Raw genomic sequence first — 21,963 nt, forward strand, 5'->3', positions numbered from 1 at the left:
TACCTTACTCGTTATCCTCTTCGAATTCTTCATCCTCTTCATTCACATAACTATCCCGGCTTAATAAGAACTCCTGTTCTTCAACAGGGTAAATACCAGCTTCGCGGGCTTCCGTTTCACTCTTGATATCAATTTTCCAGCCAGTCAGTTTGGCTGCTAAGCGTGCGTTTTGTCCACGCTTACCAATTGCTAGTGAAAGTTGGTAGTCAGGAACAATGACAGTCGTCGCTTTGTCTTCTTCTTTAACGATTACTTCAAGCACTTTTGAAGGACTTAAAGCATTCGCAACAAAGATAACAGGATTTTCTGACCATTTAACGATATCGATCTTCTCACCTTTTAATTCATTGACGATAGCCTGGACACGCTGTCCTTTTTGGCCAACACATGAACCAACTGGATCGACTTCCTCATTATCTGAGTGTACAGAAATTTTTGAGCGGTCGCCTGCTTCTCTGGCAACTGATTTGATTTCTACAGTTCCATCAAAAATCTCAGGCACTTCTATCTCAAACAAACGTTTTAAAAGACCTGGATGAGAACGGGATACAAAAATTTGTGGCCCTTTCGAAGTCTTTTCAACTTTTGTAATGAAAACCTTGATGCGGTCGTGAGGTTTATACTGTTCATTTGGCATCTGTTCATTGACAGGAAGCAATGCTTCAATTTTCCCCAAACTCACATAGATGAAACGTGAATCCTGGCGTTGCACGATACCTGTCATGATATCCTCTTCACGGTCTATGAATTCTGCGTAAATGATACCACGTTCAGCTTCACGCACTCTTTGTGTTACGACCTGCTTGGCTGTTTGTGCGGCAATACGGCCGAAATCCTTAGGCGTAACTTCCATTTCCACAATATCTTCCAACTGGTAGTTTGGATCTATTGCTCTTGCTTCTTCAACGGAAATTTCCAGACGTGAATCGAATACTTCCTCGACTACATCTTTTCTGGCAAATACTCGCATGGTGCCTTTGCCTAAATTCAAGTCGATACGTACATTTTGTGCTTGGTTAAAGTTACGGCGATATGCCGATATAAGTGCAGCCTCAATCGCGTCGATCAAAACTTCTCTCGAAATTCCTTTATCATGTTCTAAAATATAGAGAGCATCCAATAACTCATTGCTCATGGTGATCCCCCTTACGGATATTTAATTAATAATTGCTTGATTAAGAGAAGGTAATGGCAAGTCTTGCTTTCGCCACTTTTTCAAATGGAATGACGACTATTTTCTTTCTAGTCTTGATTTTGATTTCAAGCGTCACTTCATTCCCATCATAATTGGTCATGATTCCTTCGAATTCTTTTTCATTTAAAATGGGCTCGTATGTTTTTATGTAAACATTTTTACCGATAGCATTAAGGAAATCCTTCTCTTTTTTTAGAGGCCTTTCCGCTCCGGGAGATGAAACTTCGAGAAAATAAATTTGTGGAATTGGATCGACTTCATCAAGCTTTTCACTGAGCTTTTCACTCGTTTTCCCGCAATCTTCAAGATCTACGCCTGTCTCTTTATCAATGTACACTCGAAGGAACCAGTTCTTGCCTTCCTTCACATACTCCACTTCAACTAATTCAAGCTGCAATTCTTCAAGAATTGGTAGAGCTAATTCTTCTACAACTTCCGTTACCTTTTTACTCATTTGTTTCCTCCATACGTGCGTTGTGTGCGCTTGGTTTCGGATTCAAAATTAAATGGTCAATACAACACGAAAGAGTGGGTTTCCCCACTCTTGCCATTGGTTCCTCTTAGTATTTCCAATAAAAATATACCATAATCAAGATATTTTTGCAAATATCATGTCTGTTTCTTCCTTTTCATAGGCAGTTCCACACTTAAAATAAGGAAAGCTGATTTTGTTCTGGAAGAGCCTCGAGACAGCCTTGTTTATCAAGGTATTCAAGAATTGTCTTGGATACCTTCCCCCGTTGTTGCAAATCTTCCTTGGAGAGAAACTCTCCGTTTTTGCGCGCATTGACAATATTGATCGCCGCATTCGTACCAAGACCTGGAATCGAATTGAAAGGTGGAATTAACGTGTTACCCTCAATGATGAATTGGTCTGCACTCGATTTATACAAGTCTACCTTGGCGAAAGAGTATCCACGCTCACACATTTCCAACGCTAGCTCAAGTACCGTCAGTGTGTTTTTCTCTTTCGTGGAAGCATCCAACCCTTTTACATTTATTTCATCCATCTTGGTCTTGATTGCTTGTGACCCACGTGTCATGGCATCTATTTCGAAGTCATCGGCACGAACCGTGAAATATGCTGCATAATACAATAATGGCAAATGCACTTTGAAATAGGCAATCCGAACCGCCATCAACACATATGCGGCAGCATGTGCTTTCGGGAACATATATTTAATCTTCTTACAGGAATCTATATACCATTCCGGCACTTGATTCTTACGCATTTCCTCTTCGAATTCCTCAGACAAGCCTTTCCCTTTACGTACGGATTCCATGATTTTAAAAGCAAGGGAAGGGTCTAGTCCCTGATAAATGAGATAAACCATAATATCATCCCGGCAACCGATTACTTCGCTAAGTGTACAGATTTTATTATGAATCAGTTCTTGTGCATTGCTCAGCCATACATCGGTACCATGGGATAAACCAGAAATCTGGACAAGCTCGGAAAATGTCGTCGGTTTAGTGTCCTCAAGCATTTGTCTAACAAAACGCGTTCCAAATTCAGGTATGCCAAGTGTCCCGGTTTTACACATGATTTGATCTTCGGTCACACCTAACGATTCCGTGCTGCTGAATATCTTCATTACCTCTGGATCATCTGTAGGAATCGTTTTTGGGTCAATACCACTTAAATCCTGAAGCATCCTGATCACCGTCGGATCATCATGACCAAGTATATCCAGTTTCAAAATATTATCGTGAATGGAGTGGAAATCAAAGTGAGTCGTTTTCCACTCTGAGTTTCTGTCATCCGCAGGGAACTGTATTGGTGAGAAATCATAGATATCCATGTAATCCGGGACAACGATGATTCCCCCTGGATGCTGTCCAGTTGTCCGTTTAACACCCGTACATCCTGCGACAAGGCGATCTGTTTCTGCACCACGCATATGGATATTATTGTCGGCTGAATAGCCTTTAACATATCCGTATGCCGTCTTTTCAGCCACCGTACCGATTGTACCGGCACGATAAACATAATCTTCTCCAAATAGGACCTTCGTATAATCATGGGCTTTCGGCTGATATTCACCAGAGAAGTTCAAGTCAATATCGGGGACCTTATCCCCTTTAAATCCAAGGAACGTTTCAAATGGAATATCATGACCGTCTTTCGTATAGGCAATGCCACAATCCGGGCAATCTTTATCAGGCAAGTCAAACCCTGAGCCTACTGACCCATCATTAAAGAATTCCGATTTCTTACATACAGGGCACACATAATGAGGCGGCAGCGGGTTCACTTCCGTAATTTCTGTCATCGTCGCAACGAATGACGATCCGACCGAACCCCGGGAACCAACGAGATAGCCATCATTCAATGATTTTTTAACCAGTTTATGAGAAATTAAATAGATAACGGCGAATCCATGGCCGATAATACTTTTTAGTTCCTTTTCAAGACGGGCCTCAACGATTTCCGGTAGATTCTCTCCATATATCTTTCTAGCCATTCCATAACTCATTGCACGCATTTCTTCTTCTGCACCCTCGATTTTAGGTGTATATAGATCGTCCTTGATTGGCTTGATGTTTTCTATCATATCTGCAATTTTATTCGTATTTGTGACTACGACTTCTTTTGCCTTCTCGGCACCAAGGAAGGAAAAGTCCCTTAACATTTCATCCGTTGTACGGAAATGGACATCTGGTAGCTTATGTCGATTCAGCATATTCGCCCCACCTTGTGAATTCACAAGGATTTTACGGTATATCTTGTCATTCGGGTCCAAATAATGCACATTTCCTGTCGCTACAACAGGTTTATTAAGCTTTTCTCCGAGCTTGACAATGTTTGAAATAATCGTCTCTAACGACTTTTCATCACGGACAAATTCAAGCTCTATCAAATGTTGATAAACATCCTTTGGATGGATTTCAAGATAATCGTAAAACTCGGCAATTTCAACAACATCCTCAAAACCCTTTTGCATCATCCCTTCGAAGACTTCCCCTTTATCACATCCAGAACCAACGAGAATTCCTTCACGATATTTTTTTAGTTGAGAACGCGGAATCCGCGGAACTCTGTAAAAATAATTAATATGGGATAATGAAATCAATTTAAAGAGATTTTTCAAGCCTTCCTGTGTTTGTGCAATCAAAGTACAATGAGATGGTCGAGAACGCTGATATGCATTTCCGTTTCCCATATTGTCATTTAATTGATCATGATGGGTAATGCCTCTCGATATCGTTTCCTTCAACATCTTCAACATCAGGTACCCCGTAGCCTCAGCATCGTATATGGCCCTATGATGTTGAGTCAAATCAATATCGAGCTTTTTACACAATGTGTTCAACCGGTGATTTTTGAACTCAGGATATAAAAATCTCCCTAATTCCAGCGTATCCAATACGGGATTGGTTGCTTTTGGATACCCAATATTTTTGTAGCCCATGTTCAAAAAGCCCATATCAAAACTTGCATTATGCGCAACAAGGATGGCATCTCCCGCCCATTCCTTGAACTTTTCCAATACGTCTGAAACTTCCGGTGCATCCACCAGCATATCATCTGTGATATGAGTCAAGTCGATGATCGTATTGGATAACGGTCGATGTGGGTTAGCGAATGATTCAAATTTATCAATGATGTCTCCATCATGAATTTTCACGGCTGCTAATTCAATGATCGTATCATAAACGGCAGACAAACCAGTCGTCTCGACATCGAAAACGATATAGGTGGCATCGGAAAGCGGTATATGTGCTTCATTATAAGCGATTGGTACACCGTCGTTCACGAGATTCACTTCGACACCATACAAAATCTTGATGTCATGTTTTTGACCGGCGCCGTAGGCCTCTGGGAAAGATTGAGCCCCTGCATGATCGGTGATGGCAACAGCCTTATGACCCCACTTCGCGGCTTGGGCAACAAGAGCGGATGTCGGCGTCACTGCATCCATTTGGCTCATCGGTGTGTGCATATGAAGTTCGACGCGTTTTTCACCCTCAGGAGCCTTATCCTGCCGTCCCTGCTTAGAAATCTCATTAATATCGTTTGCGATCATAACTAGATCGCGAACAAACGTATCATTTTGAATGCTACCTTGGGCACGTACCCACATTCCTTTTTTAACACGGGCTAGGATGGCAGCATCCTCTTTGTCACGTGAAAACATTTTAACTAAAATAGAGCTTGTATAATCCGTAACTTTAAACGTCAATAGACTACGTCCGCTCCGGAGCTCACGGACTTCCGCGTCAAACACGAAACCTTCAATCGCTATCCTGCGCTCTTCATCAATAATTTGCTCTATGCTACGGAAATCGGCATCTTCTTTAATGGTGTACCCGATTTTAACTGGGCCTTCGTAAACACCCTCGTCTCCTTTTTCCGATTCTTTCTTCTGCATCTCTAGTAACGCGGCAAGTCCCTTTTCCTCATCTTCCTTTTGCTTCTCTGCTAAAAACTTCTTGTAATCAGTTTCCGAAACGTTTTCGTTCACTTCTGCTTCAAGTGTTAATGGAGGGAAACCATACGTTTGATAAATATTCGAAATGAGACCGGAGTATTTCTGTTTTAACTGTCCAGCTTCCGCACCATTACGTGCATTGACGACGAGCTTATACCCTGTCACTTTGGGTTCTTGCTCATTTAAGAGTGATAAAAGTGCTGGCGATATGCCTTGTAGCTCACTTATGCAATTTTTCCAGTATTCTTTGACCAATTCCTCCGTCACTATCGGATTGGCAACATTCATGGTGAATGTAACCTTGGCAATATGGGCAAAAGTACTAGTTAAATGATTTGAAAATCTTGTATGAACACTGCATGGAATTAACGCAGGTATATTAAAGGCAAAATGCCATTTTTGGGACTCTCTCTCTATGGAAAGTTTATCAATTTCGGCACCGATGAAAAAATTCACAAAGGCATCCTCAGTCAAGCCCAATTGCTGGAGCAAGAGTTGAAATCTCTCTCTACCGCTGTTTGGATTTTGATCCATTTCCTCTCTCCCCTTTATCTACTATCTAAAGATATTATTCATCAGTTTCATTCTAATAACAGTGGTTATTATAACATACTAGATGCAGTTCACGGACATCTAATTATAGGGAAAAGGAAAGGCATCATCCAAATGAATGATGCCAAATCAAGCTATGATTTTACTGCTTTATCCCAATAATTCATGTAACTTCTGTGCAAGTTCCGATGTTTCCAGTTCAAGCACTTCACCTGTTTTACGGATCTTCACTTCCACGATGCCTTCGGAAGCTTTTTTACCGACCGTTACGCGGACAGGAAGTCCAATCAAGTCAGAATCGGCAAATTTCACTCCGGCACGTTCATGACGGTCATCCATCAAGACATCCATGCCTTGTTTTTTAAGTTCAGCATATAGTTTTTCTGCAAGTTCAGCTTGAGATTGATCCTTCATATTAACCGGAATCAAATGGACCTGGAACGGAGCCAAATTCACCGGCCATACTAAACCTTTCTCATCATTGAATTGCTCAGCGACAGCTGCAAGTGTACGAGATACGCCAATACCGTAACAACCCATGATCATCGGTTGCGAACGGCCGTTTTCATCTAGGAACGTCGCGTTCATCGCTTCGGAATATTTAGTCCCAAGCTTGAATACGTGACCGACTTCAATTCCTTTAGCAAACTTGATTATTCCGTTGCCATCCGGTGATGGATCTCCCTCTTGGATAAAACGAAGATCGATAAAACTTTCCACCTTAAAATCACGGTCAGGGTTTACATTTACAAAATGATAATCTTCCTCATTAGCGCCGCATACTCCATTAACCATTGCTTCAATGGCCAAATCGGCGATGACTTCTACGCTTGAGGCAATATTGATTGGTCCAAGAGAACCTACCGCACAACCTAAGACTTCTTTCGTTTCGTTAGGGTCCACCAACTCCACGACTTCAGCATTGTAGAAGTTTTTAACTTTGATATCATTCACTTCATGATCTCCTCGTACCAAGACGAGTACATATTTTTCATCCACTTTAAATAACAAGGACTTTATCAATTTTGAGGCATTGGTTTTCAAAAATGAAGCTACATCATCGATTGATTTCTGTCCAGGAGTATGAACTTTATCAAGTGTTCCCTGCTCTTCGGAATCTTTTTCATATTTTACCGCTACAGGAGCCATTTCAATATTCGCCGCATAATCGGATGTATCTGAATAGGCAATCGTGTCTTCTCCAATTTCAGAAAGCACCATGAATTCATGTGTATCCTTTCCACCCATCGCTCCTGAATCGGCGATGACTGCACGGAAATCAAGGCCACAACGGCTAAATACATTTGAATAGGCCGCATAAAGTTTTTCATATACAGCATCAAGACTTTCTTGATTTGCATGGAATGAGTAAGCATCCTTCATGATGAATTCGCGTCCGCGCAATAAACCAAAACGAGGTCTTTTTTCATCACGGAACTTCGTTTGGATTTGATAAACCGTCAATGGCAAACGCTTGTATGACTTCACTTCGTCACGAACCAAGCTTGTAACGACCTCTTCATGTGTAGCTCCAAGGGCAAATTCACGGTTGTTACGGTCTTTTAATCGCATTAATTCGGGTCCATATGTATACCAACGACCGGATTCCTGCCAAAATTCCGCTTGTTGAAGGGCTGGCATCAATAATTCTACGGCACCTGCATTGTCCATTTCTTCCCGAACAATCGCTTCAACCTTTTGAAGCACTTTATTACCAAGCGGCATAAAACTGTAAACGCCACTTGAATTCTGTCTCATGAATCCTGCTCGCAACAAAAGCTGGTGGCTTTTAATTTCTGCATCTGCAGGGACTTCCCTCAATGTAGGGATTAACGTCATACTTTGTTTCATATCTACACCTCTTCAATATTTCCTTTAAACTTCCATACGGAAATTTACGGGTCATGTAATACAAAATTACATTATTATTGTCTGATTGATTTAAATTAAGTTGATTTCATTCGCTCTTTTTCGATTATACTTACGAATTCCCGATAAAACAAACTATTTTGCCCAAACTCTTCAAAAAGTTACAAGTAGATTCAAACAGCCAACAGATAGTTCTGCTGGCTTGTTTGGTTTCATTCATATCAGCTTATAGGAAGAACCTCTGGATGTCATTCCATGTCACGACGATCATTAACAACATCAGCAAAGCAAATCCGATGAAATGCACCATTCCTTCTTTTTGGCGATCAATTGGTTTTCCTCTTAAGAACTCAACCACGAAGAATAATAATCGTCCGCCGTCCAAAGCAGGTAACGGTAAAAGATTCATGATTCCTAAATTTATGCTGAGCAACCCAGCCCATTTCATCAACGTGAACAAGCCCTGTTTTGCGACTTCCTCAGTCGATTTATATATACCTACTGGACCAGATAGACTGTCAATCGTAAAGCCACCCGTTACTAGGTCACCCAGAATGATGAAAATCTGTTTCGTCCAAAAATACGTCTCCGTCGCACCATATTGAATGGCCTTTAGTGGAGCTTTTTCAACGGGCGGGTATACCCCGATGATTCCAATTTTCTGACCTTCCCTCTCGACTTCCTGAGGAGTAACTGGAACTTCTAACGTTTTACCGTCCCTATATACAACGAATTCGATTTCTTTACCGGGACTTTTTTGGATACTCGCCTGTACATCTTCCCAGGTTGTGACTTCCGTACCTTCAATCGATTGAATGGCATCCCCTGATTTAAGTCCAGAAGTAACGGCTGCACCGTCCTTAGTTAATTCACCCAGTTTGGCTTCGTCCACCACGACGCCTTGAAATAAACCAATCAATGTAAAAATAACAAAAGCTAGAACAAAGTTCATTGCTGGGCCCGCTAAGATTGTTAAAAAGCGGTGTCCAAGAGATTTAGATGCAAACTGGCGATCATAAGGGGCAATTTGGTTCTCGACCCCATTTTCAACGATTACGGCTTCCTTATGGATCGAAAACGTTTTTAACGTGTCTTCTTCTCCCTCTTCATATCCCGTAAGTATCAGTTTATGATCTAAATCTATCACTTCCACTTCGACAAGCCGAATATCCGGGTATTTGTCTTTGTTGTTCAAGATGATTTTCGTGACGGTTTCTTCTTCATCAAACATCAATCCCACACGGTAACCAGGTTTCAATTCAATATTTTCCGCATCTTCTCCGGCCATTCGAACGTATCCACCTAGAGGAAGAAGACGTATCGTATAGACCGTTTCCTTCTTTTTATATGTGAATACTTTTGGTCCAAATCCGATTGCAAATTCGCGGCATAGAATTCCAGCACGCTTCGCAAATACTAAGTGTCCAAGCTCATGGAAAAAAACAAGAGCGCCAAAAATGATAATGAACGCTATAAGCGTTTCTAGAGTCTGCATGTTCTGGTCACCTATCTTTCACTAAGGATTCTATAAACTTCCTTGTCATTTTATCGACTTCCTGGATCGTTTCTAAGTCAGGACTCGCTATGACAGAATGTTTGTTAAGCGCTCTTTCTATCAGGGTTTCAATTTCTAGGAAAGAAACTTTTCCAGATAAAAATGCAGCTACTGCAGCTTCATTTGCAGCATTCAACACCGTTGTCATTGTGCCGCCCATTTTACCTGCTTTGTAAGCGAATTGCAAACAAGGATATCGAGTGAAGTCCATTTCACTAAAGTGGAGTTTTCCCGCTTCAGCCAAATTCAAACGCTTCCGTCCTACAAGAGGCAGTCGATCTGGATATGTAAGGGCAAATTGGATGGGTACACGCATATCAGGTGTACCTAACTGTGCCATCACACTGGAATCATGAAATTCCACCATTGAGTGGATAATGCTCTCCCTATGAAGAAGCACGTCAATCTTTTCGTATGGAAGATCAAACAACCAGTGTGCCTCGATTACTTCCAATCCCTTGTTCATCATGGATGCTGAATCGATGGTGATTTTAGCCCCCATAGACCAGTTTGGATGGTTTAAAGCCTCTTCTACCGTGACGCCTTTTAGCTCTTCACGGGTGCGATCACGGAAACTTCCACCAGAGGCAGTAATGACTAAGCGCTCGATATTTTTTTCTTGTTCACCCTGAAGTGCTTGAAAAATTGCTGAATGCTCACTATCGACCGGAAGCAGCCTTACCCCGGCCTTTTTCGCTTCATCAATGACCAAATGGCCCGCTGTTACCAAAGTCTCCTTATTGGCAATCGCAATATCCTTACCGGCTTTAATCGCTTGCAAAGTCGGATAAAGTCCTACGCTGCCGATGACCGCATTCACTAAGACTGTTGCTTGATTATACACAGCCACTGCCGTTATTCCCTCATCGCCATACATGAACTCAATATCTTTCCGGTTAGAGAACTCGCTTTTCAAAACCTCATAATCTTCTTTTGTCTGTACGGAAACTAGTTCTGGTTCAAACTCTTTTATATAGGTTCTGACCAAAGCAATATTCTTTCCGGCCGAAAGTGCCACTATCTTAAATTGATCGGGATGGGCCCTGACCACATCCGCCGTTTGCTTGCCTATCGAACCTGTTGCACCCAGAAGGCTGATATACTTCAAATCCGTTCATCTCCTAATTCCATATAACCTTACCTTTTTAATTATAATACATGCAATAAATGTAAGATTGGTAAAATAAATATTAAACTATCCAGCCTGTCTAAAATCCCGCCATGACCAGGTAGGATCTTTCCTGAATCCTTTACGCCATAATGACGTTTATAAGCCGATTGAACAAGGTCTCCCAGTTGGCCGAAGATTGCTATGATTAATGATATCAACAACAATTGCCATATCGAATAGTCAAGGGATGAAAATACGTAAAAAAGCACACCTACGACTAACGCGGAAACTACGCCTCCAAAAAATCCCTCGACTGTTTTATTAGGACTGATTTCAGGCCATAACTTCCTCTTACCGATTGCTTTTCCAATGAAGTATGCTCCTGAATCGGTTGCCCATATCGTAAATAAAGTAAGAAGGATATAGACTAGACCTAGAGATTCATTGTCACGTGTTTCAAAGAAATAGTAAAAGCCGATGCCTAAGTAAAGAATCGCAATGACCAAAAATCCTGCATCATCGAAAGTGAACATATTTTTCGAAAGGACCGTATAAAGCAATAGCACTAAAACGCCGATTAAGAAAATCTGTACTTTGTCATAATTATTTTCAGTTAAAAACGTGCTATATTCATTCGGCAGTAATAATATCCAAAGTAAAACATGTGAAAGGATTGCCTCAAAGGAGAATACACGCATCTTTTTCATTTTCATCAATTCATACAAACCGATAGATGCTAGAAGGTAGATTACCAATAAAAAGGGAAGCTTCCCTATCATCACGATTGGAATGAAGATGGCGGCAGCGATGACTGCCGTAATAATTCTCTGTTTCATTATTCCTATTTCCTCGCCTTCTACATTAAACGCCACCGAACCTGCGTGAACGTTTTTGATACTCCTCGACAGCCTGTAGTAAATGACCTTCACTAAAGTCCGGCCATAACACATCCGTAAACCATAGCTCGGTATACGCTGACTGCCAAAGCATGAAGTTGCTTAACCTTTTTTCGCCGCTTGTACGGATCAACAAATCCGGATCCAGCAAATGTTGTGTCATTAAGTAGCTTGATACTATTTCCTCAGAAACATTTTCCTTTATTATACCATTTTTCACATCATGTATGATGCTGTTGACCGCCGCAACTATTTCTCCACGGCTTCCATAATTAAGGGCAAAGTTCAAAATCATCCCGTTATTATTTTTCGTATCCTCCATCGCTTGTTTAACTGCTTTCTGAGTATGTGACGGGATTAAAGATAAGTCTCCCATCATCTCCACCCTTACATTTTCAGCTATAAGCTCTGGCAAAAAGGTGCCTAGGAATTCCTGTGGAAGTTTCATCAAAAAATCGACTTCACTTTTCGGACGTTTCCAATTTTCTGTGGAGAACGCATAAACGGTCAACGTTTTTATTCCCAACTCATTAGAAATCTTTGTTATTTTTCGAACGGTTTTCATTCCTTCATGGTGGCCTGCCACACGTGGCAGCGCACGTTTTTTAGCCCATCGGCCGTTTCCATCCATAATAATGGCAATATGTTGAGGAACATTAGACTCCTTAATATGCTGGATCCTACTTGCTACATCGGAAGAAGCATCTTTTTTAACGAAACGCTTCCATAGTGAATACATATGTTAGTCCCCCATTAGGTTGTACTTATCTCTACAAAGGCAATATTTACGTGCACTATGTATATTTTTTGGATTCTAAATAAGAACAGAATCTATATTATAATATCAAAAAAAAACTTGTTCTCATATTATTATTATGAAAATATTATCTTCATTAGAAGTTGGCCAGAAATAAATAATGCATATCCTTTCAAGAAGAAAAGGCAAAAAGGACCTCCTCCATCATTTTCAAGCTCTTACTAACTCAGGCGTATTCATAATCGGAGAAACCTTATTATAACAGTTTTCTCTTTTTAACACACCTATATGTTAGATCAAAGACATGACCACAATGGATTCGGCCCTTTTATTCAATGCTTTTAGAAGGGATTAGACTTCTAGAATTTCTTTTTCTTTATCTTTTGTAATATCATCGATTTTTGAGATGTTGCCATCCGTCATCTTTTGAATGTCATCTGCATAACCGCGCAAGTCATCTTCTGTGATATCGCCATTTTTCTCAAGCTTTTTCAACTCATCGTTGGCATCACGGCGAACGTTACGAACCGCGATTTTTGCTTCTTCGGCTTCTTTCTTAACGACCTTGACAAGTTCTTTCCTACGTTCTTCTGTTAACGCAGGAATGGCAATCCTGATTATAGAACCATCATTAGAAGGATTTAATCCTAAATCCGATTTCAAAATTGCTTTTTCAATCTCGCCCAAAATCGTTTTGTCATAAGGCTGGATGACTAAAAGTCTTGCTTCTGGTACAGAAATGCCCGCCATTTGATTGATAGGTGTTTGGGATCCGTAATAATCAATTGAGATTCTATCAAGCAATGAGGCATTTGCTCTTCCGGCACGGATGCTGGCTAATTCACGTGTGTAAGCGCTAATGGCTTTTTCCATTTTCGTTTTCGCATTCGAAATAACTTGTTTCGGCATCTTTTATTTCCCCCTTACAATAGTTCCAAGCGTTTCGCCTAATACAGCGCGCTTAATATTACCTTTTTCCATAATAGAGAAGACAATCAATGGAATATCATTGTCCATACATAGCGAGGACGCAGTAGAATCCATGACTTGTAATCCGTCTTTTATCACATCAAGATATGAAAGCTCATCATACTTCACTGCATTTTTGTCTTTAACAGGATCAGCATTGTATACGCCATCCACATTGTTCTTCGCCATCAAGATGACATCCGCTTCAATTTCAGCTGCACGTAATGCGGCAGTCGTATCCGTTGAGAAATATGGGTTTCCTGTTCCTGCTGCAAAAATGACTACTCTCTTTTTCTCCAGGTGTCTAATTGCACGTCGTCTAATATATGGTTCTGCCACTTGTCTCATCTCAATGGACGTTTGGACGCGCGTTTCAATCCCAAGCTGCTCGAGGCTATCTTGTAACGCCAATGAATTCATGACTGTAGCGAGCATGCCCATATAATCGGCATTTGCACGGTCCATGCCCATTTCACTACCGATTTTCCCGCGCCATATGTTTCCGCCACCGACAACCACAGCTACTTCTACATCCAATTCAGCTACTTCTTTTACTTGTTCTGCAATCGACTTTATAACTGCAGGATTAATTCCGAAACCCTCGTCTCCAGCCAATGCTTCACCACTGAGTTTCAATACGACACGTTTATATTTAGCCATGAGAACCTCCAACTATGTAATCTTTTTGTTCGTCCATCATGCTCATTCTTGCATTAATCAAAAATTCAGGACATTTTAAAAAATAGGGAACACTATAGTGTTCCCTATTTAACCATTTTCTTACAATAAATTAGTCCTTTTTAACTTGGTTCATTACTTCTTCAGCAAAGTTTTCTTGACGTTTTTCAAGACCTTCCCCTACTTCGTAACGTACGAATGAAAGGATTTTTCCGCCTAGTGCTTCAACGAATTGTCCTACTTTTTGATCTGGGTTTTTAACGAAAGCTTGTTCGTTTACACAGATTTCTTCGTAGAATTTGTTGATACGTCCTTCAACCATTTTAGCAACGATTTTTTCTGGCTTGCCTTCGTTTAGGGCTTGTTGAGTAAGAACTTCACGTTCGTGCTCTAGCTCAGTAGCGTCTACTTGGTCACGAGAAACATATTTTGGGTTAAGAGCTGCGATGTGCATAGAAACACCTTTAGCTGCTTCAGCATCAGTTGTACCTTCAAGAACTGTAAGTACGCTGATACGTCCACCCATGTGTAGGTAAGCGCCGAAAGCATCGCTGTCTGTTTTTGTAACGACTTGGAAACGGCGAAGAGTTAATTTTTCACCAATTTTAGCTACTGCTGCATTGATATGATCAGCAACTTTCACACCGTTTTCCATTGTTTGCTCAAGAGCAGCTTCTACAGTTTCAGGCTTGTTAGCCAATAAGAATGAAGCCAATTCTTTAACAAGAGTTTGGAAACCTTCGTTTTTAGCAACGAAATCAGTTTCTGAGTTCACTTCAAGGATTACTGCTTGGTTTCCGTCTACTACGATAGAAGTTAACCCTTCAGCAGCGATACGGTCGCCTTTATTGGCAGCTTTTGCAATTCCTTTTTCGCGAAGGAAGTCAATCGCTTTATCCATATTTCCTTCAGTTTGTACAAGTGCTTTTTTGCAGTCCATCATGCCAGCGCCAGTTTTTTCACGCAATTCTTTAACTAATTGTGCAGTGATTGCCATAATATAAATCCTCCTCAAATTAAGTGCGGTTTATTCAGTCTTTACCCATTTTGCTAGATAATACTTGTTTTCAACAACAAATACAACAAATCGCAGCAAATTTTTACAAAAAATATTTATTGGTCAACGTTATGACAAATAAGCTCGGTTCTCTCCAGTTTCAAAAATCAGCCGTGATAAGGCACGGGATTTATGTATGCTTATTTAGTGCAAAAAAAAGGGATAAAAGGCATTATCCTCTTATCACCTTTTTTTCTCACTAGTTAAGCAGTTCTGTCAACTATTAAGCAGTAGTTGTTTCAGTTGCTGTTTCTTCGCCTTGTTTAGCTTCTAAGATAGCATCTGCCATTTTACCTGTTAATAATTTAACAGCACGGATTGCATCGTCATTAGCAGGAATAACTACGTCGATTTCGTCCGGATCACAGTTTGTATCAACGATACCAACAAGTGGAATGTTTAATTTGTGTGCTTCCGCAACAGCAATACGCTCTTTGCGAGGGTCGATAACGAAGATCGCATCTGGAAGAGTCTTCATATCTTTAATACCGCCTAAGAATTTCTCTAAGCGATCCCATTCTTTTTTAAGTTGGATTACTTCTTTTTTAGGAAGCACTTCGAAAGTTCCGTTAGCGTCCATTTTTTCGATATCTTTAAGACGATTAATACGTTTTTGGATTGTTTCAAAGTTTGTTAAAGTTCCACCTAACCAACGTTGGTTTACATAGTACATACCAGAGCGGATAGCTTCTTCTTTAACTGATTCTTGAGCTTGTTTTTTAGTACCAACGAAAAGAACAGTTCCACCGTTAGCAGCTAGTTCTTTAACGAAGTTATAAGCTTCTTCAACCTTTTTAACTGTTTTTTGAAGGTCGATGATGTAGATGCCGTTACGCTCAGTGAAGATATATTTCTTCATCTTAGGGTTCCAGCGACGTGTTTGGTGTCCGAAATGCACACCAGCTTCAAGCAATTGTTTCATAGAAATGACTGACATTTTAGTTCCTCCTAAATGGTTTTGTTTTTCCTCCGCTCCGATCATTTTCATACAGAAACTGTATAAACAGCACCATCTGCTAGAATCACGGGCGTGTGTATTAACACCATTTCATAATATATCATACTCAGGTGATACAATCAAGCAATATTTATCTATCCATACGGAACTTTAATAAAAGCTCAATTTCCGTTTGACCCCTATTTAATTTTTTGGCGATATCTTCAATTGAAAGACCTTGCTCCACTAAATAGTCTACCTGTTCATTTAATGATAATTCTTCTAAAGAATCCTGTAGCATGGCTGAAAAATCTTTTTCCACGCGTGCCTCTTGTTTGGTTAAAATGGAGGCCTCCGCCGAAAGTTCGAGCTTGTCCTTCACTTCATTGGCTGGCTTGAATTCTTCTTCTATTCCAGTCTGGTTCATATAAGCATTAGCAGCCTGCAATTTCTTCCCGTTAAAACTTGGTTCTTTATAGTCAGGGAATGATTCCTTTTCTAGTTCTGCTTCCTTTTCTATAGGTGGCCTTGTTTTTACTATTACTGACTCTTCTATCTTTTTCTCATTAGGTAAGACGTCAGTTTGTGTAAAAGCTTTTATCAAGGCTTCGTTATCTTCCTTCATTTCCATTAGATAGCCTGTTAGTAGTTCTTCCATTTCAATTATGGTGGCTTTTTGTTCCTTTTCTAGCTTACTTAATCGATTTTGTCTAAGATACAAAAGAATAACGGCGAAAATCGTGAAAATATTTAGACTAAAAAGGAGTAACATAAAAAATACTGACATGGTGCCTCCTCTTAACCGGAATAGTCGATACTCTTTCCTTTATAGGGATGGGGATCTATATTCTCTGTTGTTTGTCTCGTATTGTCTTTCTTCCTACGCTGTTTAAAAAACGGACCCTTATCTGCGCTACCTTCCTTTTCATAAAAATGAGCTGGGAGCTTTTGTTCCTCGCCCATTACAGTCGTTTGTTTTCGTTCCTCTTCTTTTCTTCCTTGATGGGTGGCATGATCCTGTTGGATTAGATTTTTTTGTAAAAGTTGTTCTTGGATCTTTCCGGCATCTTGGGTTCTTGGAAGGGCAATTTGCATCTCGATTGCTTTTAAACTCACAGCCATCCACCCCTATATTTCTATAGTGATTCTTCTGTATAACTGCCTGTGTACACATGTTCTTCCCATGGATTCAAAATGTTCGGAATGGTCTGTCCAAACTGATAAATCCATGCATTTCTCATAGAGCATGCCTCGAAGCATGACACTAAATAAAAATATGGGTTAACTTTTTTTATCCTGCATAGCATGTCTAAGTTTAAATATCGCCCTTGAGTGAATTTGCGATATCCTTGATGTGGAAAGACTCATCACTTGTCCAATTTCCGTCAGCGTAAGTTCTTCTTTATAAAAAAGTTGCAATACCAACTGTTCTTTCTCATTTAGTGTTTCTATGACCTTTGCTAGCTCTGCATACAATTCTTGTCTTAGAACATTCTCTTCAGGCAGGTCTGCTTTATCATCTTTAATATGGAAATTCGTTTTTTCTTTGTCATCCTGTTCTTGAGGATTTTCATCCATGGATAAAACATTGGCAAAGAAATGCTCGTTAAGTGCAGCATATACTTCATCTTCCGGAATATTTAATTCAAATGCAATTTCCTTTGGTGTAAGGTTCCGCATATATTTTTGTTCCAATTTTTCAATAGCTGAATCGATTTTTTTCGCTTTATCCCTCGCACTCCGCGGTAGCCAATCCTCTTTCCTTAAACCATCCAATATGGCCCCACGGATCCGGAATGAAGCATATGTGTCAAATTTCAGATCACGCTTTGGATCAAAGCGCTCCAAGGCATCAAATAAGCCCATCATCCCTAAACTCCTAATGTCATCACGACTGACATTCCTAGGAAGGCTGACTGAAATACGTTGGACATGGTAAGATACAAGTGGAACATATTTCTTCACCAAAACGTCCCCTGCTTGCGGGTCCCTGCAGTCGACCCAATTTTTCCAGCATAACTGTTCTTCTTCGATAGTCAGTTGAGACATGGGATTTCCTCCTAACATTGTTTACGTTTTGTAATCAAAACGGTCCTCGAAGGCTCTAGGTGCAACAATATTTTGATTGCAGTGTTCCCGTCACTTTCCGGCTGCGCAAATTTCATCTTCCCAATTAAATATTTCTAGTCCCTTTATTTACTGTCCGGATATTAAGCATGCACTTTGTCACATTGAATTCTATCGTCCTACCACTGTTCCCGCCGACGTCCTCCGAAACGACCTGTATTCGTAAATCAGCCAATTCTTTCCGGACAGCTTCAACATTTCGGGGTCCTATTCTCATTAAATCCCCCCCAGAGGCAAATTGAAACATTTGTGCACCTCCAGCCAGCTTTGCTTTTAAAAAAGCAGGCCTTGCTCCTTCCTTCACCAGACGATTCACCAATTCCTTTACGGCTGTATCGGCAAACTTGGCCCGATTAATCTGACCAGACTTAGCAAGTGAAGAATCCGGCAACATGACATGCGCCAAACCGGCAATCTCTCTTTTCTCATCATAAATGACGACCCCTACGCATGAACCAAGCCCTGAAGTGCGAATCGAATAAGGAGGTTTTACAGTATTCATATCCGCTATCCCCACTTTAACAACTTGGATTTGCAATAATTCAACCATTTATTGTCACTCCCAGGGCAGCAAAAATAGTATCAAAGGAATCAGGATCGGGCAGTAAAAAGAAATGGCCATTGATAGATTCAGCAAACCTCTCATTCTGCGCTAGGACGGTATCTATCACAATAGCAGAATCACTTACTTGTGATAATTCCAGTAATCCATAACTGATAGTTGCTCCCACCATATCGATATTCAAGGAAGGAACCGATGGATATATATTCAACTTAGTAAAATCCGATAAAGAAGAAAGATAGGATCCCGACAGGATATTCCCTAATTCCTGTAGACAAGAAAGAGCTAATTCAGAATGCTGTGGTTTATCAATGGAGAAGGTTTCATCCCCTATCATCTGTTGAATGAAATATTCAGCTACAGGTAATGAAAGGATAAAAATCATGCTTCCAGTGGCATCTCCTTCAATTCGCAAAAAGACACTAGCCACAACATGTTCTGCTCCCCCTGCCAATTCCATCATTTCATCAAAGGAAACTACCCGGACATTAGGAACATTCATATCTATTTTTTTATTAAGAATGGCAGAGAGTGCAGTAGCAGCATGTCCCGCCCCAATATTCCCAATTTCTTTGAGGATATCGAGGTGGATGGGGTTGATTTTATCAATAAATGACATCCCTTTATCCTTCTTTTCTCACGATTTCATTTGCTTCGAGACTTAAGGCCTTCTCCAAATTCACCAATACAAGCAAACGTTTTTCAATTTTTGCGACACCGCTGATATATTCAGAAGCTAAATGACCGACAACTTCCGGCTGAGGCTCAATGCTCTCGACGGGAATGTCAAGCACATCATTGGCTGAATCGACAATCAACCCTACTTCGATGTCATCAAGGACAACAATGATGATCCTCGTTGAATCGTTATATTCAACCTCTTCAAAACCGAAACGGACTCTTAAATCAATAATGGGGGTAATCACACCCCTTAAATTAATCACACCTTTAACAAATGGAACGGCCTTGGGTACCCTTGTTATATGCAAAAGTTTTTCTATTCCACTTACTTTATCCACCGGAATCGCATATTCTTTGTCTTTGATTTGAAACACGATTACTTTTATATCTTGAACAGGACTTGTGGTCGACATTCAATTACCCTCCTCTTTTTACCCCTCAACCATATCTACTGTTCATCCATTGACCCTTGTTTCCAAAGGGTCTCCAGTAATCAAATGGTAGGAAGGATTGTAGCGAATCTATATATTAAAATGGTCAGTGAATCAATGCATTACAATCGACAATCAAGGCTACTTGGCCATCGCCTAAAATAGTAGCTCCAGATATGGCAAATGCAGTCGATAAATAATTACCTAATGACTTCAAGACGATTTCAAGTTGCCCTATAAAGGAATCCACTACAAGTCCCGCCATTTTTTCGCCTTTCCTGACTATAACGATTGAAAGAAACTCTTCTTCTTCGTTTTGTACGGGCACATCAAAAATGTCCTTTAGGAACAGGAGTGGCAGCACTTTTCCTCTAAAGTCGATCACTTGTTGATTATGGGCATTCATAATATCTTCTTTTCTTATAATGGCTGTCTCTATAATAGAAGAAAGAGGGATTGCATATTTCTCCTGTTGAATTTCAACTAACATGACGGAAATGATAGATAACGTCAAAGGAAGTTGTATGAGAAAAATGGACCCTTCATTCTCCTTAGAGTCGATTGTTACCGATCCGCCCAGTGATTCTATTGTGTTCTTCACGACATCCAAACCTACGCCACGGCCAGATACATCCGAAATGGTATCGGCTGTGGAGAAACCTGAAGCGAAAATCAATTCATAAATTTGCTTATCCGATAGTGTTGCGGCGGTTTCCTTCGTTAGTATTCCATTGGAAAGGGCTTTACTTAAAACCCGTTCTTTATTAATACCAGCTCCATCATCTTCAATTTCAATGAACACATGGTTACCGCTATGATAGGCCTTTAACAGAATCTTCCCTACTTCATTTTTTCCCTTAGAAAGGCGCTTTTCGGGTGTCTCCACTCCATGATCCATCGCGTTTCTTAATAAATGGACGAGTGGGTCGCCAATTTCATCAATCACCGTTCGGTCCAATTCAGTTTCAGCGCCGATAATCTCTAAATCTACCTTTTTATTTAAATCCCTCGCTAATTGGCGTACCATTTTCGGAAAACGGTTGAATACCGTTTCGACAGGAACCATGCGCATGTTCAACACAATCGTTTGCAAATCGCTTGTTACGCGGGACATTCTTTCCACAGTTTCGTGCAGTTCCTGGTTATCCAAATCGCTTGAAATTTGATCTAACCTTCCTCTATCGATAACTAGTTCTTCAAATAAGTTCATTAATATATCTAGCCGCTCGATATTTACCCGAATGGTCTTGCTTGGAGCATGCTTGACCGTTTTTTTTGTTTCTTTAGCCTCATTGATTGAAGGTGACTGGTCCGTACCTTCCTGAGGCTTTTTATCGGCCGCTTTTTTTTCCTCTTTAATATTTGCAGCATGACGTAGTTCTTCCAGATTTAGGGCTGTTATTTCGACGACATCCACTTCTGAAACCTTCATGATTTTTTTCTTGGTCTCTTCAATCGATTCATTGGTCACCAATGTAACCGTGAATTTCTGATCAAATTGTTCTTCCTCCAAAAGTTCAGCGGGTGGATTCGATTTTATCACCTCACCTGACTTTTCAAGAACTTCAAACACCATAAACACTCTTGCAGCTTTTAAAAGGCAGTCGTCACGTAAGCTGATTGAAATTTCATAGCTTTTAAATCCTTGTTCCTTGGATTGCTGCAAAACAGTCATTTCGAATTCGTCATATTCGCCCATCGTTGCTTGTTCCATTGTTTCTAGAACGGGAGATGCTGCTGCCGTTTCATTAATTGTAGGGATAACCAGTGATTCACCTTTTTCGATTTGTTGCAATTTTCGCACCACGTTCGTCACATCACGTTTGCCATCTCCGCCTTCAGCAATCGACATGACAATTGCTTCTAGGTCATCCACCGCCAAGAATATTACGTCGAACAGTTCAGGAGTTAGGATAATTTTGCTGTTCCGGATCGCGTCTAGAACATTTTCCATTTTATGGGTCAAATCAGCTAAATCCTCATAGCCCATTGTAGCCGACATACCTTTTAAAGTATGTGCGGAACGAAAAATCTCATTGACTATCGAAAGATCCTCCGGGTTCTTCTCAAGTACCAACAGCTGTTCACTACACGTTTGAAGATGTTCTTTACTTTCTTCAATAAATACCTCTAAATACTGATTCATATCCATA

General features: G+C 40.4%; 19 protein-coding genes. All 19 read right to left on the bottom strand.

The genetic code is table 11. From position 1 onward, the window contains the following. Window positions 1-4: 4 nt before the first annotated feature. On the bottom strand, window positions 5-1,135 hold the full coding sequence (gene nusA, locus ACQKL0_RS03990; RefSeq protein ID WP_402868396.1) for a transcription termination factor NusA: 1,131 nt from the start codon (window positions 1,133-1,135) through the stop codon (window positions 5-7). Between the two features lie 40 nt (window positions 1,136-1,175). Beyond that, complete coding sequence (gene rimP / locus ACQKL0_RS03995; RefSeq protein WP_402868394.1) at window positions 1,176-1,649, bottom strand: ribosome maturation factor RimP; 474 nt, start codon at window positions 1,647-1,649, stop codon at window positions 1,176-1,178. Between the two features lie 193 nt (window positions 1,650-1,842). Next, a complete protein-coding gene (locus ACQKL0_RS04000; protein WP_427686378.1) occupies window positions 1,843-6,162 on the bottom strand; it encodes a PolC-type DNA polymerase III in 4,320 nt (1,439 codons plus the stop codon). Between the two features lie 168 nt (window positions 6,163-6,330). Beyond that, window positions 6,331-8,031, bottom strand: coding sequence for a proline--tRNA ligase (locus tag ACQKL0_RS04005; protein WP_407407637.1), 1,701 nt, complete (start codon window positions 8,029-8,031; stop codon window positions 6,331-6,333). 244 nt (window positions 8,032-8,275) lie between these two features. Further along, window positions 8,276-9,544 carry an RIP metalloprotease RseP gene (gene rseP / locus ACQKL0_RS04010; RefSeq protein WP_402868389.1) on the bottom strand — a complete coding sequence of 423 codons (1,269 nt, stop codon included), beginning with the start codon at window positions 9,542-9,544 and terminating at the stop codon, window positions 8,276-8,278. 7 nt (window positions 9,545-9,551) lie between these two features. Next, a complete protein-coding gene (gene dxr / locus ACQKL0_RS04015; RefSeq protein ID WP_402956342.1) occupies window positions 9,552-10,712 on the bottom strand; it encodes a 1-deoxy-D-xylulose-5-phosphate reductoisomerase in 1,161 nt (386 codons plus the stop codon). A gap of 41 nt (window positions 10,713-10,753) precedes the next feature. After that, window positions 10,754-11,551: a phosphatidate cytidylyltransferase gene (locus ACQKL0_RS04020; RefSeq protein WP_427686379.1), complete on the bottom strand. Its 798-nt coding sequence runs from the start codon at window positions 11,549-11,551 to the stop codon at window positions 10,754-10,756. 25 nt (window positions 11,552-11,576) lie between these two features. Further along, the gene (locus tag ACQKL0_RS04025) at window positions 11,577-12,350 is read right to left on the bottom strand and encodes an isoprenyl transferase (RefSeq protein ID WP_402868383.1); all 774 of its coding nucleotides are present in this window, start codon (window positions 12,348-12,350) and stop codon (window positions 11,577-11,579) included. Window positions 12,351-12,719: 369 nt separating this feature from the next. After that, window positions 12,720-13,277: a ribosome recycling factor gene (gene frr / locus ACQKL0_RS04030; protein WP_402868382.1), complete on the bottom strand. Its 558-nt coding sequence runs from the start codon at window positions 13,275-13,277 to the stop codon at window positions 12,720-12,722. A gap of 3 nt (window positions 13,278-13,280) precedes the next feature. Continuing rightward, a complete protein-coding gene (pyrH, locus tag ACQKL0_RS04035) occupies window positions 13,281-13,997 on the bottom strand; it encodes a UMP kinase (protein ID WP_402868380.1) in 717 nt (238 codons plus the stop codon). A gap of 130 nt (window positions 13,998-14,127) precedes the next feature. Next, the gene (gene tsf / locus ACQKL0_RS04040; protein ID WP_402868378.1) at window positions 14,128-15,012 is read right to left on the bottom strand and encodes a translation elongation factor Ts; all 885 of its coding nucleotides are present in this window, start codon (window positions 15,010-15,012) and stop codon (window positions 14,128-14,130) included. Between the two features lie 283 nt (window positions 15,013-15,295). Continuing rightward, window positions 15,296-16,009 carry a 30S ribosomal protein S2 gene (gene rpsB / locus ACQKL0_RS04045; protein WP_402868377.1) on the bottom strand — a complete coding sequence of 238 codons (714 nt, stop codon included), beginning with the start codon at window positions 16,007-16,009 and terminating at the stop codon, window positions 15,296-15,298. 151 nt (window positions 16,010-16,160) lie between these two features. Further along, window positions 16,161-16,796, bottom strand: coding sequence for a hypothetical protein (locus tag ACQKL0_RS04050; RefSeq protein WP_402956340.1), 636 nt, complete (start codon window positions 16,794-16,796; stop codon window positions 16,161-16,163). Window positions 16,797-16,807: 11 nt separating this feature from the next. After that, window positions 16,808-17,125, bottom strand: a complete 318-nt coding sequence (locus tag ACQKL0_RS04055; RefSeq protein WP_403123142.1) for a hypothetical protein — start codon at window positions 17,123-17,125, stop codon at window positions 16,808-16,810. A 165-nt stretch (window positions 17,126-17,290) separates the two neighbouring features. Further along, window positions 17,291-18,058, bottom strand: coding sequence for a FliA/WhiG family RNA polymerase sigma factor (locus ACQKL0_RS04060; protein ID WP_402868372.1), 768 nt, complete (start codon window positions 18,056-18,058; stop codon window positions 17,291-17,293). A gap of 124 nt (window positions 18,059-18,182) precedes the next feature. Beyond that, window positions 18,183-18,686, bottom strand: coding sequence for a chemotaxis protein CheD (locus ACQKL0_RS04065; RefSeq protein ID WP_402868370.1), 504 nt, complete (start codon window positions 18,684-18,686; stop codon window positions 18,183-18,185). Then, entirely contained in the window at window positions 18,679-19,317 is a 639-nt protein-coding gene (locus tag ACQKL0_RS04070; protein ID WP_402868368.1) for a chemotaxis protein CheC, read from the bottom strand. The genes ACQKL0_RS04065 and ACQKL0_RS04070 overlap by 8 nt, the downstream gene beginning before the upstream one ends. Window positions 19,318-19,321: 4 nt before the next feature. Beyond that, window positions 19,322-19,792 (bottom strand): chemotaxis protein CheW, encoded by a 471-nt coding sequence (locus ACQKL0_RS04075; RefSeq protein WP_402956335.1) that lies wholly within the window; start codon window positions 19,790-19,792, stop codon window positions 19,322-19,324. Between the two features lie 124 nt (window positions 19,793-19,916). Next, the gene (locus tag ACQKL0_RS04080) at window positions 19,917-21,962 is read right to left on the bottom strand and encodes a chemotaxis protein CheW (protein WP_427686381.1); all 2,046 of its coding nucleotides are present in this window, start codon (window positions 21,960-21,962) and stop codon (window positions 19,917-19,919) included. Window position 21,963 lies beyond the last annotated feature (1 nt).

This window comes from Peribacillus sp. NPDC097264, from assembly GCF_050277925.1.
Lineage (GTDB): Bacteria > Bacillota > Bacilli > Bacillales > DSM-1321 > Peribacillus.

Excerpts from the sequence above, each read along its gene's own strand:
- tsf (WP_402868378.1), bottom strand. The coding sequence starts at position 15,012 with ATGGCAATCACTGCACAATTAGTTAAAGAATTGCGTGAAAAAACTGGC.
- ACQKL0_RS04050 (WP_402956340.1), bottom strand. The coding sequence starts at position 16,796 with ATGTCAGTATTTTTTATGTTACTCCTTTTTAGTCTAAATATTTTCACG.
- ACQKL0_RS04005 (WP_407407637.1), bottom strand. The coding sequence starts at position 8,031 with ATGAAACAAAGTATGACGTTAATCCCTACATTGAGGGAAGTCCCTGCA.
- ACQKL0_RS04060 (WP_402868372.1), bottom strand. The coding sequence starts at position 18,058 with ATGTCTCAACTGACTATCGAAGAAGAACAGTTATGCTGGAAAAATTGG.
- nusA (WP_402868396.1), bottom strand. The coding sequence starts at position 1,135 with ATGAGCAATGAGTTATTGGATGCTCTCTATATTTTAGAACATGATAAA.
- ACQKL0_RS04020 (WP_427686379.1), bottom strand. The coding sequence starts at position 11,551 with ATGAAACAGAGAATTATTACGGCAGTCATCGCTGCCGCCATCTTCATT.
- rimP (WP_402868394.1), bottom strand. The coding sequence starts at position 1,649 with ATGAGTAAAAAGGTAACGGAAGTTGTAGAAGAATTAGCTCTACCAATT.
- ACQKL0_RS04075 (WP_402956335.1), bottom strand. The coding sequence starts at position 19,792 with ATGTCGACCACAAGTCCTGTTCAAGATATAAAAGTAATCGTGTTTCAA.
- frr (WP_402868382.1), bottom strand. The coding sequence starts at position 13,277 with ATGCCGAAACAAGTTATTTCGAATGCGAAAACGAAAATGGAAAAAGCC.
- rpsB (WP_402868377.1), bottom strand. The coding sequence starts at position 16,009 with ATGTCAGTCATTTCTATGAAACAATTGCTTGAAGCTGGTGTGCATTTC.
- ACQKL0_RS04065 (WP_402868370.1), bottom strand. The coding sequence starts at position 18,686 with ATGGTTGAATTATTGCAAATCCAAGTTGTTAAAGTGGGGATAGCGGAT.
- ACQKL0_RS04025 (WP_402868383.1), bottom strand. The coding sequence starts at position 12,350 with ATGTATTCACTATGGAAGCGTTTCGTTAAAAAAGATGCTTCTTCCGAT.
- ACQKL0_RS04070 (WP_402868368.1), bottom strand. The coding sequence starts at position 19,317 with ATGTCATTTATTGATAAAATCAACCCCATCCACCTCGATATCCTCAAA.
- rseP (WP_402868389.1), bottom strand. The coding sequence starts at position 9,544 with ATGCAGACTCTAGAAACGCTTATAGCGTTCATTATCATTTTTGGCGCT.
- pyrH (WP_402868380.1), bottom strand. The coding sequence starts at position 13,997 with ATGGCTAAATATAAACGTGTCGTATTGAAACTCAGTGGTGAAGCATTG.
- ACQKL0_RS04080 (WP_427686381.1), bottom strand. The coding sequence starts at position 21,962 with ATGGATATGAATCAGTATTTAGAGGTATTTATTGAAGAAAGTAAAGAA.
- ACQKL0_RS04000 (WP_427686378.1), bottom strand. The coding sequence starts at position 6,162 with ATGGATCAAAATCCAAACAGCGGTAGAGAGAGATTTCAACTCTTGCTC.